Raw genomic sequence first — 15,297 nt, 5'->3', positions numbered from 1 at the left:
CGTTCAATGCGCGGTGGCTTCGCCGGCGAACAGGAGATCGTGGATCTCCTTCTCCAGCCGGCCGGCGCTGCCGTCTTCGTTCGAGGCCTTGTCGACATCGACCACCTCGGCCTTGACCCGGCCGGGATGCGGCGACAGCAACAGGATGCGGTTGCCGATCCGGATCGCTTCCGCGATCGAATGGGTCACGAACAGCACGGTGAACTTGGTCTCGCTCCAGAGCTGGAGCAGCTCGTCCTGACAGGTGCGCCGTGTCAGCGCGTCGAGCGCTGCGAAAGGCTCGTCCATCAAGAGGATATCCGGCTCCATCGCCATGCCGCGCGCGATCGCGACGCGCTGCTTCATGCCACCGGAGAGCGTGTGCGGATAGGCATCGACCACGCGGGTGAGCCCGACCTTCTCGATATAGGCCCGCGCCTTCGCCTCGGCGTCCTTGCGCGAGAGTTTGCGCGCCGTCAGCAGCGGGAACATCACATTGGCCAGCACGCTCTTCCAGGGCAGGAGCTGGTCGAACTCCTGGAAGATCATCATGCGGTCGGCGCCGGGACCATGAATCTCGCGATCGTTGATGGTCATGCGACCCTCGCTCGGGGTCATGTAGCCGCCGACGGCCTTGAGCAGGGTCGACTTGCCGCAGCCGGACGGCCCGAGCAGCACGAAGCGATCGGACTTGTCGACGGTGAAGCTGACCCTTTCCGTGGCGGTGACGACGGCGCTGGAGGTCTTGTAGCGCAGCGTCACCCCATTGACGTCGAGCAGCGCCATCAGTTGCCCTTCAGATCGTGCGCGAGGGGGAGATAATAGTCCGTCCAGGCCTTCGGTTGGTTCTTCAGCGTGCCGGTCTTGAACAGATGCGCGGCGAACTTCATCGTGCCCTGCGGCTGGAGATTCCACTCCATCATGCCGGGTTCTTTCAGGAGATCGAGCAGTTCCTCCACCGAGGTCTTGTCGCCGGTGATCTCCTTGTAGATCTCGACGGCCTGTTTGGTGTCGCTGCGGATCAGGTCCTGCGCTTCCTTGGTGGCATCGCGTACGGCCTGGACGATCTTCGGATTGGCGTCGGCGAATTTGGTCGTGGTGAAGAACTGCGCCTGGCTGAGCGGGCCGCCCATCACATCAGGCGAATTCAGCACGACATGCGCGCCCGGCACGTTCTTCAGCTCCAGGAAAGTGAAGGGCGGAATCGAGAAATGGGTGTGCACTTCGTGCTTGGGATTGGACAGCGCCGCATAGGCGTCGGGATGGCCGAGCTGCACGGTGTTGGCATCGAGCTTGGACCATTGGTCGGCGCCGAAGGCTTCGGCGGCTGCGATCTGCAGCACGATCGCCTGTGTCGAGACCTTCACGGTCGGCACCGCGATCTTGTCGGAGGGGCCGAAATCCTTGATTGACTTGATGTTGGCGTCGCGGCTGATCAGCGTCATCGGCTGGGCCGAGGTGGCCACGATGCCCTTCACGCCGCCGCGGGTGCGATCCCACAGCAGGAGAAGATTGCCGGTGCCGGTGTTGAGGATGTCGACGCCGCCCGCGAGCAGCGCATCGGTCTGCGCGCCGCCGCCGGAGAAGGTGATCCATTTGGCGGTCACGCCCGCTACGCCGAGGGAAGCCGCGTGCTTCTCGATCAGCTTCAGCTTCTCCATGATGTGGCTCGGCATGTAGAAAATGCCGGGCTGGCGCGACAGCGCGATCTCGGATTTCTGCTGCGCATGCGCCGCGGGCGCTGCGAGGACGGTTGCGGCCAACAGGGCGGCCGCCGCAAGCTTGCTGCGAAGATGCTTGATCATTGTTGTGTGTTTCCTCCGGCCAGCGTCGAGCTGCGTTGACCCTGCTGATGCACTAATATATTAGTGCATCAAAGGCAAGCGGGATCCGACATGGAAGCAGCTCACCCCACGCAGCGCGCGGCCGCACGCCCCGGCGCCCGGCTCGACCGCGCCCGTCAGGCCGCGCCGCAGGTGTTCGAGCGGCTGCGCAATGCGATCATCGCCCTGGAGCTGCCGCCCGGCGCACCGCTGTCGCGCGCCGAGCTCGCCGCCCAGTTCGGCGTCAGCTCGACGCCGGTGCGCGATGCCCTGATGCGGCTCGAGGAAGAGGGCCTGGTCGACGTGTTTCCGCAGCACGCGACCGTGGTCAGCCGGATCGACATCGGCCGCGCCCAGCAGGCGCATTTCCTGCGCCAGGCGCTGGAGCTGGAGATCGTCCGCCTGCTGGCCGAACAGCATGACGACGCCCTGGTCATCCGCCTCGACCACGCCATCGCGCTCCAGCAGCAATTCGCGAAGGCCGGCGACTTCGAGGCCTTCATGGCCGCCGACAACGATTTTCATGCGCAGCTCTATACGGCCGCCGGCAAGGAGGACCTTTGGGCGCTGGTGCGCAGCCGCAGCGGACATATCGACCGGCTGCGGCGGCTGCATCTGCCCTCACCCGGCAAGGCCCAGAACATCGTGCGCCATCACAAGCTGATCACGCGCGCGATCGAGGCCGGAGACGCCGATGCCGTGCAGCAGCATCTGCGCACCCATCTCTCGGGCACGCTCAGCGAACTCGACAAGATCCGGAGCAATCACCCCGAATATCTGGCGGATTGATCAGGCGGCGGTGCGGCCGTCCGCCGGACCGGTGCGCAGCCTGACGAAGAAGGCCTGGACCTCGGTGGCGAGGCGCTCGGCCGCGCCCGAAACGTGGTTCGCGGCCCCCAGCACGTCGTCGGCCGAGCGGTTGGTTTCGGCGATGGCTCCGGAGACGGTGCCGATGCTGGTTGCCAGCGTCTGCGTCCCCGACGCCGCCATCTGGACGTTCTGCGATATCTCTCGCGTCGCCGCGCCCTGCTCCTCCACGGCGCTGGCGATCGCCGCGGTCACCTCGTCGATCCGGCGCATGGCGGTTGCGACCTCCTTGACGGAGGCGACCGCGCTGCCGGTCGAGTTCTGGATCGCGGCAACGTGCTGGGCGATGTCCTGCGTCGCATTGCGGGTCTGGTCGGCCAGCGCCTTGACCTCGGACGCGACCACGGCAAAGCCGCGACCGGCCTCGCCGGCGCGCGCGGCCTCGATGGTGGCGTTGAGCGCCAGCAGGTTGGTCTGGGCCGCGATGGCCTGGATCAAATCGACCACCGAGCTGATGCTTTGCGCGGCGTGCGCGAGCCCCTCGATCTCGCTCTCCGAGCGCGCGGTCACCTCGCCCGCGGAGCGCACGGTCTTGTTGGACAGCTCGATCTGCCGGCCGATCTCGACGATGGAACTCGCGAGCTCTTCGGCCGCCGCGGCGACGGTCTGGACGTTGACCGCGGTCTGCTCGGAAGCGGTCGCTGCGGACGCTGCCTGGCTGGTCGCATGGTTGGCGATGCCGCCGAGACTCTCCGCGGTGTGCCGCATGGTGCCTGCATTCTCGCCGACCAGCGCGAGCAGGTCGCGCGAGGTCCCGCGAAAGTCCTCGACCGCGTCCTCCATGTTGCGATTGGCCGCCTCGCGCGCCTCAGCCTCGCGCGCCAGAGATGCCGCCGCCTGTTGCTGGGCGATCACGTTGTCGCGGAATTTGGCGACCGCCTGCGAGACCACGCCGATCTCGTCGCCGCGCTCGGCCGTCCTGAATTCGACACTGGGGTCGCCGCCGGACAGGCGCGCGGAATCGCCCACCAGCTCCACGATCGGCCGCGTGATGGAGCGCGCAACCAGGATCGCAATCACCGTCCCGAGCGCGAGCCCCGCGGCGAGCAGGATCCATTGCAGCAGCAGCAATCTCTCGACCGCATCGGCGACGCTGCGGGCGTCGTCGGCGAGCTTCGACTGCTCATCGCTCTTGAGACCGCCGGAGCGCTTGCCATCGGCGTCCTTGCGGCCGTCGAGCAGATCGAGGATGCGAGAAGCGCGCGGCGCAGCCTCGGTGGACAGGATGAAGACCGGCGCGTTCCATTGCGGCGTCTGGCGGATCGCGAAGATCTTCTGCGGCAGCGGGGTGAAGGCCTCATTCGCCTTGGCAATGGCCCGGTAGGCGTTCGCCTGCCGTTCGGTGAGCAGATCCGCCTGGGTGCCGACCGATGCAAGCGCGGCCCTGAAGGTCGCCAGCGGCTTTTCGAACTTGTCACGATCGGCGGCTTCGCCCGAGGCCACATACAGGCGCAATTGCGATCCCGCGGCGGCAAGATTGCCGCGCACGTCGGCGAAGGTCTTGAGCAGGCGCTTGCGCTGCGGCGTCGCCTCCAGCGTCTCCTCCTCGTCGATCATCGCGGTGATCTCGGCGAACATGGTCGCGATCAGCGGCGCGGCCTCCTTCGCCAGCAGCTCGCTCGCCGGATAGGCCGACGGGGTGAAGGCGGCGAGTTCGGCCTTGTCCTGGGCCTGGCGGAATTCGGCGATCAGCGCCCTGGCCTCGCTCCAATTGGTCTTGTTCTGTGCGCTGGAAAAGCCCTCCGCCATGCGGTCGACGGCGGCGGCCGTCCGATCGAGCTCGGCCCAGACGGCGGCCCGATCGCGCTTGCCCTGCGCATCGCCCGTCAGCAGATAGCCGCGCAATGTCGACAGCGTGGAATAGAGATTGCCGACGAGTTCCGTGCTCGCGATCGCGACCGGCGCCCGCTGGTCCACGACCGCCCTGATCCGCGACGAAATGTCGGAGACGGCGGCGACGGTGTAGATCACGGTCGCCGCAAGCAGAAGACAGATCAAGGCAAAGCCGCCGAGCAGCCGGGTGCGAATTCCGGTGTTCGCGATCGATTTGAACATGGGGGAGGTTCTCGTGCTGATGGCCGCTTTCGGCCGGCTTCGTCGAATGCCAGAATGCGAAAATGAAATACGCGAATACCGATAAGGGAACTATCGCAGATTGTAGTCCACGGCCTTTAATCCATGGTGAAGGCCTGGTTCCGTACAACTACGGCGAGAAGAATATCTCCTGTCGCTGAAATGGGTTACGGCGTTCGGAACCTTCCGCCATATGCACGTAAGCGTGCGTACAGGGCGTAGCCCTTCGCCCCCTCGGCTCGCTGCGAAAGGCGATCCCGGCAAACGCGAAGTGCTTGCGGGCCGGACGGAATCCGCGCAACAATTTCGCATTTATTGCTTTGATTTGGGGTCGCTGGATCATCCCATCCGCCCCGGAGGATTTTTGACGTGGCCAACATCCTGATTGTGGATGACGACCCGGCCGTACAGATCACGATCCGGCTGCTCCTGGAGAGGGCCGGCCATCACGTCACCGTCGCCGGCGATGGCCGCAAGGGACTTGCGCTGTTCGAGGCTGGCCGGTTCGACCTGCTGTTCCTCGACATATTCATGCCCGGCATGGACGGGCTGGAGACAATGCGCCACATCCGGGCGCTGTCCCCGGCCATTCCCATCATCGTCATTTCCGGCCGCTCGGCCACGCCGGACGCCTATGCGGAACCGGATTTCCTGAAAATGGCGACCAAGCTCGGCGCGGTGGCGAGCCTTCAGAAGCCGTTCCGTCCGGACGCGCTGCTCGCGGCCGTCGACGGCTGCCTGAAGGTGGCGTCATCAGTGCCGCAATCCGATGCCGGTTCGGGCGGGCGATGACAGGATCCATGTTGCAGCGTAGCAGAACATTCGGGACCGCTCGCGACGCGGCGCCAGGGCCGACATGACGCTGGCAACCCGGCTCGCCATCGCAATGATCCTGCTGGTCGCGATTGCGGTCGCTGCCGTCGGGTGGCTGAGCCATTACAGCCTGGAACAGGCCTTCCTGCCGCGCGTGCTCGACCGCATCGAGACCCAATCAAAGCTGCTGGCGTCCCAGCTCGAAACCCAGACCAACGGCGCGCACGCCGTGATCGCGACGTTCCGCTCCCGTGCCGCCGTGCGCGGCGTGATCGACGCGCATTTCAACGACGGCGTCGATCCGGTCGACCATCTTTCCGAAAAGAGCTGGCGCGACCGGTTGCTGACGCAGCTCGTGGCCGTTGTCGGGGCCAACGCGACCTACGCAAAATTTCGCATCATCGACGCCGACGGCCGCGAATATCTGCGCGTCGACCGGTCCGGCCCGACGGGGACGGTCCGTATCGTCCCCGACAATGCCCTGCAGAACAAGGACGAGCGCGCCTTCTTCCTGGACACGATCAAGCTCTCGGAAGATCAGGTCTATGTGTCTCCGGTCGACCTGAACGTCGACGATGGCACGATCCAGATGCCCTATGTTCCGACGTTGCGCGTCGCGGCACCGCTGTTCGGGTCCGATCACCGGCTGTTCGGCATCGTCGTCGTCAACATCGACATGCGCCAGGTGTTCGACCGCATCCGGATCACGAGCCGGTCCGGCGAGCAGGTCTACGTCGTCGGCCGTAACGGCGATTATCTCGTGCATCCGGACCGCACCCGCGAATATGGCCTGCAACTGGGCACGCCGACGCGCTGGCAGGACGACTTCCCCTATTTCGCCAATGTCACGGGCTCGACCCTGGGAGCCACCCAGGTCGTGCCGGGCGGCGACGGCAAGCCGAGCGGGACGGCGATCGCACCCGCGATCCTCGCCGAAGGCCAGTGGATCGGCATCATCCGCGTCGTGCCCAATGCCGTCTTCATGGCGCCGGCCGTCATCATCGAGAAAACCACCCTCACGATCGGCCTGATCGCGGTCATGGTCGCGGCCGTGCTCGCCGTGCTGCTGGCTCAGTCCCTGACCCGGCCGATCGTGCGGCTCACCGCGGCGGTCGAGGCGATCGGGCGTGGCAAGCCCGCGGAGATTCCGATAGAGGCGTCGGGCGAGACCGGAATGCTGGCGCGCGCCTTTGCCCGCATGGTCGAGGAGACCAAGGCGAAGACGTCGGCGCTCGAGCACGAGGTCGAGGAACGGCGTCGCACCGAGGCCGCGCGCGACCAACTCGCCGTCCGCGAGCGCCTGTTCAGCGCGGCGGTGGAATCCTCCGACGATTCGATCGTCATGCAGACGCTCGACGGCATCGTCATCGGCTGGAATGCAGCGGCCGAGCGCCTCTATGGCTACTCGGCCGATGAGGCGATGGGACAGCCCACCTCGATCCTGCTGCCGCCCGATCGCAGCGAAGAGGGCAAGGACTATCTCCGGCGCATTGCAGGGGGCGAGCGGATCGAGCATTTCGAAACCGTCCGGCTGCGCAAGGACGGCACGCCGGTCGAGATCTCGGTGAGCCTTTCGCCGATCAGGGGGGCGTCGGGCGAGATCATCGGCGCCTCCGGCTCGGCGCGCCGCCTCACCGACGCGCGACGGACCGAGCGGGCGCTGCAGCAGCAGCTCGAGGAGCGGCGCCAGCTCTTCGACGCCTCGCAGGATCTGATCATGATCATGAACTCGCGGGGTCATATCGTGCAGATCAGCCCGAGCTGCGAAGCCATTCTCGGCTACCGGCCCGACGAGATGATCGGTCGCAGCGGCGTCGATTTCATCCATCCCTCGCATCTCGAGCAATCCCGCGAGGACATGCGCGCGCTCCGGCGCGGCGAGCAGCCGAAGCTCTCGGACACGCGGTGCATCCACAAGGACGGGCGCGAGGTCTGGCTGTCCTGGCTCGGCAACTGGTCCGATCAGGCCAAGCGCTACTTCTTCGTCGGTCGCGACATGACCGAGGCAAGGCTCGCCGAGGAATCCCTGCGCGACAGCGAGCAGCTGGCCCGCAACATCGTCGAGACCGCGCTCGACGCCTTCATCCAGACCGACGAGCGCAGCATCATCCTGAACTGGAGCTCGCGCGCCGAAGAGCTGTTCGGCTGGCGCCGCGATGAGGTGCTGGGCCGGAGCTCGATCGACCTCATCGTCTCCCCCGGCGAGCGCGAGAGGGTCGCGGCCGGCCTCGCGCGCTTCCTCGAATCCAGGGAGGGACAGACGCTCAATCGCCGCCGCGAGCTGATGTGCTGCCGGCGCGACGGCAAGGAGTTCAAGGCCGAGCTGAGCGTCACGGCGCTGAGGCGCCGCGAGGGCGTCCTGTTCAACGTCTTCTACCGCGACCTCACCGACAAGATCGCGTCCGAAGAGCGCATCCGCCATGCCGAGAAGATGGAGGCGGTCGGCCAGCTCACCGGCGGCGTGGCGCACGACTTCAACAACATCCTCACCGTGATCACCGGGACGATCGAGATCCTCGCCGACGCGGTCGCCAAGGAGCCCGAGCTCGCGGCGATCACCCGGATGATCGACGAGGCGGCCGGCCGCGGCGCCGAGCTGACCCAGCACTTGCTCGCGTTTGCGCGCAAGCAGCCGCTACAGCCGCGCGAGATCGACATCAACTCGCTGATCGTCGATACGGCAAAGCTGCTGCGGCCGACGCTGGGCGAGCAGATCCTGATCGAATCGGTGTTCGAGGACGAGAACTGCGTCGCGATCGTCGATCCCAACCAGCTCACCACGGCGCTCCTCAACCTCGCGCTCAACGCCCGCGACGCCATGCCCGGCGGCGGCAAGCTGATCCTGGAGACGGGTGCCGCCTATCTCGACGAGGTCTATGCCAGCGTCAACGACGTCCGGCCCGGCCACTACGTGCTGATCGCCGTGAGCGACACCGGCAGCGGCATTCCGGCGAACATGCTGGCGCGGGTGTTCGATCCCTTCTTCACCTCGAAGGGGCCGGGCAAGGGCACCGGGCTCGGGCTTTCGATGGTCTACGGCTTCATCAAGCAGTCCGCCGGACACATCAAGATCTACAGCGAGGAAGGCCACGGCACCACGATCAAGATGTATCTGCCGCCCGGCAAGACGCCGACCGCGGTCGGCGACGGCGTGACGCCCGCGACGATCGAGGGCGGACACGAGACCATTCTGGTGGTCGAGGACGACCGGCTGGTGCGCGACTACGTGCTGGCGCAGCTGCATTCGCTCGGCTACGTCACCTTGCAGGCCGCGAACGCCGCCGAGGCGCTGGCGATCGTCGCCGCCGGAAAGCCGTTCGACCTGCTGTTCACCGACGTCATCATGCCCGGCAAGATGAACGGGCGGCAGCTCGCCGACGAGCTGTTGAAGACGCGCCCCGATCTCAGGGTGGTCTACACCTCAGGCTATACCGAGAACGCGATCATCCATCACGGCCGGCTGGATTCCGGCGTGCTGCTGCTGGCAAAGCCCTATCGCAAATCGGATCTGGCGCGGATCATCCGCAAGGCGCTGAGCGCGTGAGGCGCGCTCTCTTGTCCCGGACGCACTGCAGCGCCGTAAGCGCATTCACGCGCGTCTTCGACGCGCTATGGCGCTGCTGTGCAGAGCCGGGACCCAGAACTTTGAGCCGTGAAGTCGGAGAGATGGGCCCCGGCTCAGCGGCGAATCATTTCATGATGCACCGCGTCCGGGGCACGAGAGAGAACCAGCCCTACGACGCGCGCTGGGCGGCGGTCATCACGATGCGGATCAGGTCGGCGGCATTGCGGGCGCCGAGCTTCTTCATGATGTTGGCGCGGTGATCCTCGATGGTGCGCGGGCTGATGCCGAGGGTGCGGCCGGCTTCCTTGTTGGACGCGCCGGAGGCGAACTGCTCGAGCACCTCGCGCTCCCTGCGCGTCAGCGGCTCGCGGCCGGGGAAATGCAGCGAGCTGAATTTCGGCGACGCGTTCTCTGCCTGCCTGCGTGCATAGGCGCCGATCGCCTCGTCGAGGCGGCCGACGATCTCGCTGCCGCGGAACGGCTTCTCGATGAAATCGAGCGCGCCGTTCTTGATGGCGCTGACCGCCATCGCGATGTCGCCCTGGCCGGAGATCATGAAGATCGGCGCAGGATAATCCTCGCCGTGCAGCTCCCTCAGAATGTCGAGACCCGACTTTCCGGGAATGTGCACATCGAGCAGGATCGCAGCCGGCGTGCGGTTTCGCGCGACGGAGAGCAGCGCTGCGCCGTCCGCAAAACAGATCACCTCATAGCCCGCCGCCTTCAACACCATCGACAAGGTGTCGCGAACGGCAGGGTCGTCGTCGACCACGAAGATTTCACCGCGAGAGCTTTGTTCGGCCATGTGCCACATCCAGTTGGCATGAAGGACTCGCGTCCGCGCCTCCCGTTATGGCGTTCGGCGCGGATTCGGCCCACCCGTATTTGTACGGGACATGGACTTAACGCACAAGTAGCGGCGAGGTGCCTAATTGCGGGAGACGGAGAATATCCATGCTAAATTACGCAGGCACACCCCCGCTCGCTGCGATGGCTGACGCCGACAGCCGTCAGTTGATCACAGCCGAACTTCGCTCTCTGATCGCGCGCATCGACCTCAGTATGCGTCTGATCGACGCGGCCATGACCACGGACGACATCGAGCCGGAGGACGATAGCGCTACCGCGGGTTCCAGCGAGATCTTCGTGCTCGACGACGTAACGCCCCGCTTTGCCACGGCAAGCGCCGCCCTCAACGCCTGCCGGGCGGAGCTCGACCACGCGCTGCAGCAGCTGTCGGAAGCGGGTCCCGCATAGCCGCCGCACGCGGCTTGTCCGCCGCGGCGCCCGGCATGGCTGCTCCGCGGCCTAGGCGCGGTGCCGCTCCACGATTGCGTCGCTCGCCACACCACCCCAGGTGTGAATCGCCGGCAGGCCCATCGCGGTCTTGCCGAGGTTGGCGAGGCTGATGCGCAGGGCCGCGAGGTCGAGCGGCTTGGGCAGGCTCTGGAGCCCGATCCCGACCGAACGGGCGAAGCTGCGGGCGGCACTGCGGCGCTTGCCGTCCATGCCGCTGATGACGATCACCGCACCGGCGAATTTGGCCTCGGCCATCTCGCGCAGCACGTCGATGCCGTCGCCGTCTTCCAGCACGAGATCCAGCGTCACGCAGTCGAAGCGCGCGGCACGGAGCTTCTCGATCGCCTCCGCCACCGACGGGGCCACGGTGACCTCATGGCCGGCCTGCTTGGCGGCGACGGTGATCAGGCTGCGCTGCGTGGCGTCGTCGTCGACGACCAGGAGCTGGAGCGCGCGCCGCTCGGCGACGTCGGGCAGGTTCGAGGTGACGGGGGAGAGGGAACTTCTGGGCATTGCCGTATCCTGCGATTGAGACGGGCAATGGTTGCACGGCGCGCGCTTAGGCCCCGTAAAGCCGCTGCGGCAAATTCATTCCGATGTTTCAGCAAATGTAAAGCAACGCGGAAAGACGCACCAAGCGCCGCGCCGATCAGGCCGCCGCGTCGTGCCCGCCGGCCGCGCCGCGCTTCTTCCTGTTCTTGCCGCGCAGGAACTGGATGTCCATTTCGGCGCCGTTGACGCGCACCAGTTCGCAGCGGCGGTAGGCAAGGCCGGTGGACGACAGCAGCAGGAAGAATTCCTTCAGATTCAAGCCCTGGATCGAGCCTTCGACCGTGAGGATGGCATCGGTGTCGGAGATGGCGTTGAGCTTGCAGTCGCGGCGCCAGGTCCCGTCGATGGCCATGATGCAGACATCATAGCCGCGACTGAACGTCACGCGCTCCGCACCTTTTCCATCCTCGGCCATCTTATCGCCCTGCCATCACGGCCATGCGCGGCGGCACAGCGCCGACCGGCGGCTTGGCTGCGGCTGCGCGCGGATCGTTCGGCTTGTAGAGACCGCGCCGATCCGGGATCGGCCTGAACGTATCGGTCAGTCCGACCACGGTTTCCGCCGCGCCGAGCACCAGGAAGCCGTCGGGCTCGATCTGGCGCGCCAGGCGGTTGAAGATGTTGATCTTGGTGTCCTGGTCGAAATAGATCAGCACGTTGCGGCAGAAGATGACGTCGAAGGTGCCGAGCTGGGCGAAATCGTGCAGCAGGTTGAGCTGCCTGTGCTGGATCATCGCCCGCAATTCGGGATTGATCTGCCAGGTCTCGCCGGTCTGCTTGAAGTATTTCACCAGCATCTGGATCGGCAGGCCGCGCTGCACCTCGAACTGGCTGTAGATGCCGGACTTGGCCTTCTCCAGCACCTCCTGCGACAGGTCGGTCGCGATGATCTCGACGCGCCAGCCGGTGAGGGCCGCGCCCATCTCCTTCAGGCACATCGCCAGCGAATAGGGCTCCTGCCCGGTCGAGCCGGCGGCGCACCAGATCCGCACGCTGCGCCTCGCGGCGCGCGCCTTGATGACCTCGGGCATGATGTGGTCGCGGAAATGATCGAACGGGACCTTGTCGCGGAAGAAGAAGGTCTCGTTCGTGGTCATGGCTTCGACCACGTCGACGATCAGCTGGCGCGAGCCGGCCTGCAGCTTCTGCACGAGGTCGGTGATGCCCGAGAGCCCGGCCTTGCGGGCGAGCGGCAGCAGGCGGCTTTCGATCAGATATTGCTTGTCTGCGGACAGGTCGAGACCGGAATTGTCCTTCAGGAATTTGCGCAGGTACTCGTACTCGGTCGGGGTCACGGATGGCCTCTTCGAAGCTGTACTGGAACACTCTGGCCCAAGCACTCGGGCCAGATACACTCAGACCATGGCTTGTCCGACCGGGATCAAACCAACTTCAGCGAACTTGTCGGCGATGATGTCTTTGTCGAAGGGCTTCATGATGTACTCGTTGGCGCCGCCGCTGAGCGCCTGAGCGATATGAGCCACATTGTTCTCGGTGGTGCAGAACACCACCTTGGGCTGGTCGCCACCGGGCAGGCGGCGCATGTGGCCCATGAACTCGAAGCCGTCCATGACCGGCATGTTCCAGTCGAGCAGCACCGCGTCGGGCAGCTGCCGCTGGCAGATCTCGAGCGCCTTCGAGCCGTCCTCGGCTTCGGTGACTTGGAATTCAAGTCCTTCCAGGATCCGGCGTGCGATCTTGCGCACGACGCTGGAATCATCGACCACCAAACACGTTTTCATTTCGGTTCTCCGGCTTCGATGTTTCGTTGGCTCACGCAGCCATCTGCACTTCGGTCTTCAGCTCGAGCACGCGGTCGACGTCGAGCACGACCATGAGCTGGCCGTCGAGACGGTGGACACCGCCGGCGAGCTTGGCCATGCGGGGATCGAGGTTGACGGGGTTCTCTTCCATGCCGGCCTCGGGCAGGCGCAGCACCTCGCCGATCTGGTCGATCAGCAGGCCATAGGATTCACCGCGCAGATCGACACCGACCGCCATCGGTACCTTGCCGTCCTCGGCCTTGGGCAGGCCGAGACGGGCGCGCATGTCGACCACGGTGACGATGCGGCCGCGCAGGTTCAACACGCCCGCGATCTCGCGCGAGGACAGGGGAACGCGGGTGACGCGCTCGGGCATGAACACGTCCTGGACGCGGGAGATCGGCAGGCCGAACAGCTGGCCGCCGATCATCGCGGTGACGTACTCGACCATGGCGCCTTCGGCGGATTGGGTCTTGGTGCTCATCTCAGTGTCTCCTGATCCCTGTCCTGCTTACGCCGCTGCCCGGCTCAGCTCGGAGGCGCCGGCGGCGCCCGCGGTCTGCTCCTTCAGCGCCGCGATCAGACCGGGACGGTCGAACTTGGCGACATAATCGTGGAAGCCGGCCTGCCGGCCGCGCTCGATCGCCGCCGGCGACACCAGCGCCGAGAGGCCGATGATCGGCGTCGCGGCGAGGTTGTTGTCGGAGCGGATGGTCTCGGCGAACTCGAACCCGTTCATGTCCGGCATCTCGATGTCGGTCAGGATCACGTCGAAGCTCTGCGCGCGCAGCGCCGCCAGGCCCTCCTGCGCGGTCGGCGCGGTGCGGACGCGGTAGCCCGCCGCCTTCAGCACCGGGGCCAGCATGTTGCGGAAGAAGGCGCTGTCGTCCACCAGCAGGACCGACTGCGAGTGCATCGACGGCTTCATCTCCTTGCGGGTGAACCAGTCGGCGAACGCCATCGGCAGGAAGTGGCCGACGTCGATCACTTCGGTGGCTTGGCCCTTGATCACGGCCGAGCCCAGGATGCCGGAGGACGAACCGCCGACCTCGATGTTGAGGCGTTCCTCGACGATGTCGATGATCTCGTCGACGACGAGGCCCATGGAGCGGCCGTCATCGGCGAACACCAGGATCGGCTGGGCGCCCTGGCTGGCGATGGTGACGCTCTCCATGGCCACCAGCGGCATCAGCTGCTCGCGGTACTGCACCATGTAGCGGCCGTTGGAGAACTCGATCTTGTCGGCGGGCAGCTCTTCGAGGCGCGTGACGAGCCCGAGCGGGACCGCCTTGGGCTGCGACGAGCCGGCGCGGAACACCAGCAGCGAGGTGGTCTGCTCGCCCGAGCCGATGTGGTGGGCGCCGTTCTCGTCGCCCATGTCGTGGGCCGAGGAGCCGGCGGCGCCGAGCGCCTTGGCAATGCCGTTGGGGTCGATGATCATGATCACCGCGCCATCGCCCAGAATGGTGTTGCCGGAGAACATGTCGATGTGACGCAGCTTCGTCGACATCGGCTTCACCACGATTTCTTCGGTGTGGAAGACGCCGTCGACGACGATGCCGAAGGTCTGGCTGCCGACCTGCGTCACCACGATGAAGCCGTTCTCGGGATCTGAGGCCGCGCCGTCGTCGATCTTGAGCAGCTTCTTCAGGTGGATCAGCGGCAGCAGCTTGTTGCGCAGACGAAGAACCGCGGTGTCCTTGATGCGCTCGATGCGGTGCTCTGAGTTGGCGCGGGCACGGACCAGCTCGACCACCGAGAGCTGCGGGATCGCAAAACGATCACCGGCGGCCTCAACGATCAGCGCCGAGACGATGGCGAGCGTCAGCGGGATCTTGATGGTGACGGAAGAGCCTTCACCGGCCACCGACTTGATGTCGATGGTGCCGCCGATCTGGTCGATATTGGTGCGCACCACGTCCATGCCGACACCGCGGCCCGAGACCGAGGTGATGGCGGCAGCAGTGGAGAAGCCCGGCGCGAAGATGAACTTGTGGATCTGGGCTTCGCTCATCTTCTCGAGCTCGGCCTCGGTGACGAGACCGGACGAGATCGCCTTGGCCTTGATCTTCTCGGTGTTGAGGCCGCGGCCGTTGTCGGCGATGCAGATGATGATGTGGCCGCCCTCGTGATAGGCGGAGAGGCGAATGGTGCCCTGCTCGCCCTTGCCGGACGCAACGCGCTCGGCGGGGGTCTCGAGGCCATGGTCGGCGGAGTTGCGCACCATGTGGGTGAGCGGATCCTTGATCAGGTCGAGCACCTGGCGGTCGAGCTCGGTGTCGGCGCCGTGCATCTCCAGCTCGATCTGCTTGCCGAGTTCGCTGGAGAGATCGCGGACGATGCGGGGCAGCTTCTGCCAGGCATTGCCGATCGGCTGCATGCGCGTCTTCATGACGCCTTCCTGCAGCTCGGCGGTGACGTTGGAGAGGCGCTGCAGCGGCACCTTGAACTCGGTGTCCTCGTTGCGCCTGCTGATCTCCAGCAGCTGGTTGCGGGTCAGCACCAGCTCGGAGACCATGGTCATCAGGTGCTCCAGCGTATCCACGTTGACGCGGATCGACTG

The 15,297-nt window shown here is 65.9% G+C and carries 14 protein-coding genes; 4 read left to right on the top strand and 10 right to left on the bottom strand.

Annotation, left to right across the window (positions count from 1 at the left end):
• Positions 1-3: 3 nt before the first annotated feature.
• The gene (locus A7X65_RS31425; protein WP_063692671.1) at positions 4-765 is read right to left on the bottom strand and encodes an ABC transporter ATP-binding protein; all 762 of its coding nucleotides are present in this window, start codon (positions 763-765) and stop codon (positions 4-6) included.
• Complete coding sequence (locus tag A7X65_RS31420; RefSeq protein WP_063692669.1) at positions 765-1,784, bottom strand: ABC transporter substrate-binding protein; 1,020 nt, start codon at positions 1,782-1,784, stop codon at positions 765-767. The genes A7X65_RS31425 and A7X65_RS31420 overlap by 1 nt, the downstream gene beginning before the upstream one ends.
• Before the next feature lie 90 nt (positions 1,785-1,874).
• On the opposite strand from A7X65_RS31420, the gene A7X65_RS31415 reads away from it, so the two are divergent.
• A complete protein-coding gene (locus A7X65_RS31415; protein WP_063692667.1) occupies positions 1,875-2,591 on the top strand; it encodes a GntR family transcriptional regulator in 717 nt (238 codons plus the stop codon).
• On the opposite strand, the gene A7X65_RS31410 is transcribed toward A7X65_RS31415, so the two are convergent.
• Positions 2,592-4,724: a HAMP domain-containing methyl-accepting chemotaxis protein gene (locus tag A7X65_RS31410; protein ID WP_063692665.1), complete on the bottom strand. Its 2,133-nt coding sequence runs from the start codon at positions 4,722-4,724 to the stop codon at positions 2,592-2,594. It lies immediately after the preceding gene.
• A 387-nt stretch (positions 4,725-5,111) separates the two neighbouring features.
• Between A7X65_RS31410 and A7X65_RS31405 the strand changes: the two genes are divergently transcribed.
• On the top strand, positions 5,112-5,534 hold the full coding sequence (locus A7X65_RS31405; protein ID WP_063692663.1) for a response regulator: 423 nt from the start codon (positions 5,112-5,114) through the stop codon (positions 5,532-5,534).
• A 64-nt stretch (positions 5,535-5,598) separates the two neighbouring features.
• A complete protein-coding gene (locus tag A7X65_RS31400) occupies positions 5,599-9,099 on the top strand; it encodes a PAS domain S-box protein (protein WP_063692661.1) in 3,501 nt (1,166 codons plus the stop codon).
• 190 nt (positions 9,100-9,289) lie between these two features.
• Here A7X65_RS31400 and A7X65_RS31395 read toward each other — a convergent pair whose 3' ends face one another.
• Positions 9,290-9,925 carry a response regulator transcription factor gene (locus A7X65_RS31395; protein ID WP_063692659.1) on the bottom strand — a complete coding sequence of 212 codons (636 nt, stop codon included), beginning with the start codon at positions 9,923-9,925 and terminating at the stop codon, positions 9,290-9,292.
• Between the two features lie 149 nt (positions 9,926-10,074).
• On the opposite strand from A7X65_RS31395, the gene A7X65_RS31390 reads away from it, so the two are divergent.
• The gene (locus A7X65_RS31390) at positions 10,075-10,377 is read left to right on the top strand and encodes a hypothetical protein (protein ID WP_063692657.1); all 303 of its coding nucleotides are present in this window, start codon (positions 10,075-10,077) and stop codon (positions 10,375-10,377) included.
• A gap of 51 nt (positions 10,378-10,428) precedes the next feature.
• On the opposite strand, the gene A7X65_RS31385 is transcribed toward A7X65_RS31390, so the two are convergent.
• From A7X65_RS31385 to A7X65_RS31360, 6 genes are all read right to left on the bottom strand, one after another.
• Positions 10,429-10,932, bottom strand: coding sequence for a response regulator (locus tag A7X65_RS31385; protein ID WP_063692655.1), 504 nt, complete (start codon positions 10,930-10,932; stop codon positions 10,429-10,431).
• A gap of 136 nt (positions 10,933-11,068) precedes the next feature.
• On the bottom strand, positions 11,069-11,386 hold the full coding sequence (locus A7X65_RS31380; RefSeq protein WP_011083221.1) for a hypothetical protein: 318 nt from the start codon (positions 11,384-11,386) through the stop codon (positions 11,069-11,071).
• Position 11,387: 1 nt separating this feature from the next.
• On the bottom strand, positions 11,388-12,266 hold the full coding sequence (locus A7X65_RS31375) for a CheR family methyltransferase (protein ID WP_063692653.1): 879 nt from the start codon (positions 12,264-12,266) through the stop codon (positions 11,388-11,390).
• Between the two features lie 60 nt (positions 12,267-12,326).
• Positions 12,327-12,713, bottom strand: a complete 387-nt coding sequence (locus A7X65_RS31370) for a response regulator (protein WP_028143851.1) — start codon at positions 12,711-12,713, stop codon at positions 12,327-12,329.
• A 31-nt stretch (positions 12,714-12,744) separates the two neighbouring features.
• On the bottom strand, positions 12,745-13,218 hold the full coding sequence (locus tag A7X65_RS31365; protein WP_063692651.1) for a chemotaxis protein CheW: 474 nt from the start codon (positions 13,216-13,218) through the stop codon (positions 12,745-12,747).
• Between the two features lie 27 nt (positions 13,219-13,245).
• Positions 13,246-15,297: hybrid sensor histidine kinase/response regulator (locus A7X65_RS31360; RefSeq protein WP_063692649.1), on the bottom strand; the 2,052-nt coding region annotated here is incomplete at its 5' end.

Source organism: Bradyrhizobium stylosanthis, assembly GCF_001641335.1.
Classification (GTDB): Bacteria; Pseudomonadota; Alphaproteobacteria; order Rhizobiales; family Xanthobacteraceae; genus Bradyrhizobium; species Bradyrhizobium stylosanthis.
The sequence above is the reverse complement of the archived record's forward strand: the minus strand, read 5'-3'. Positions and strand labels throughout refer to the sequence as shown.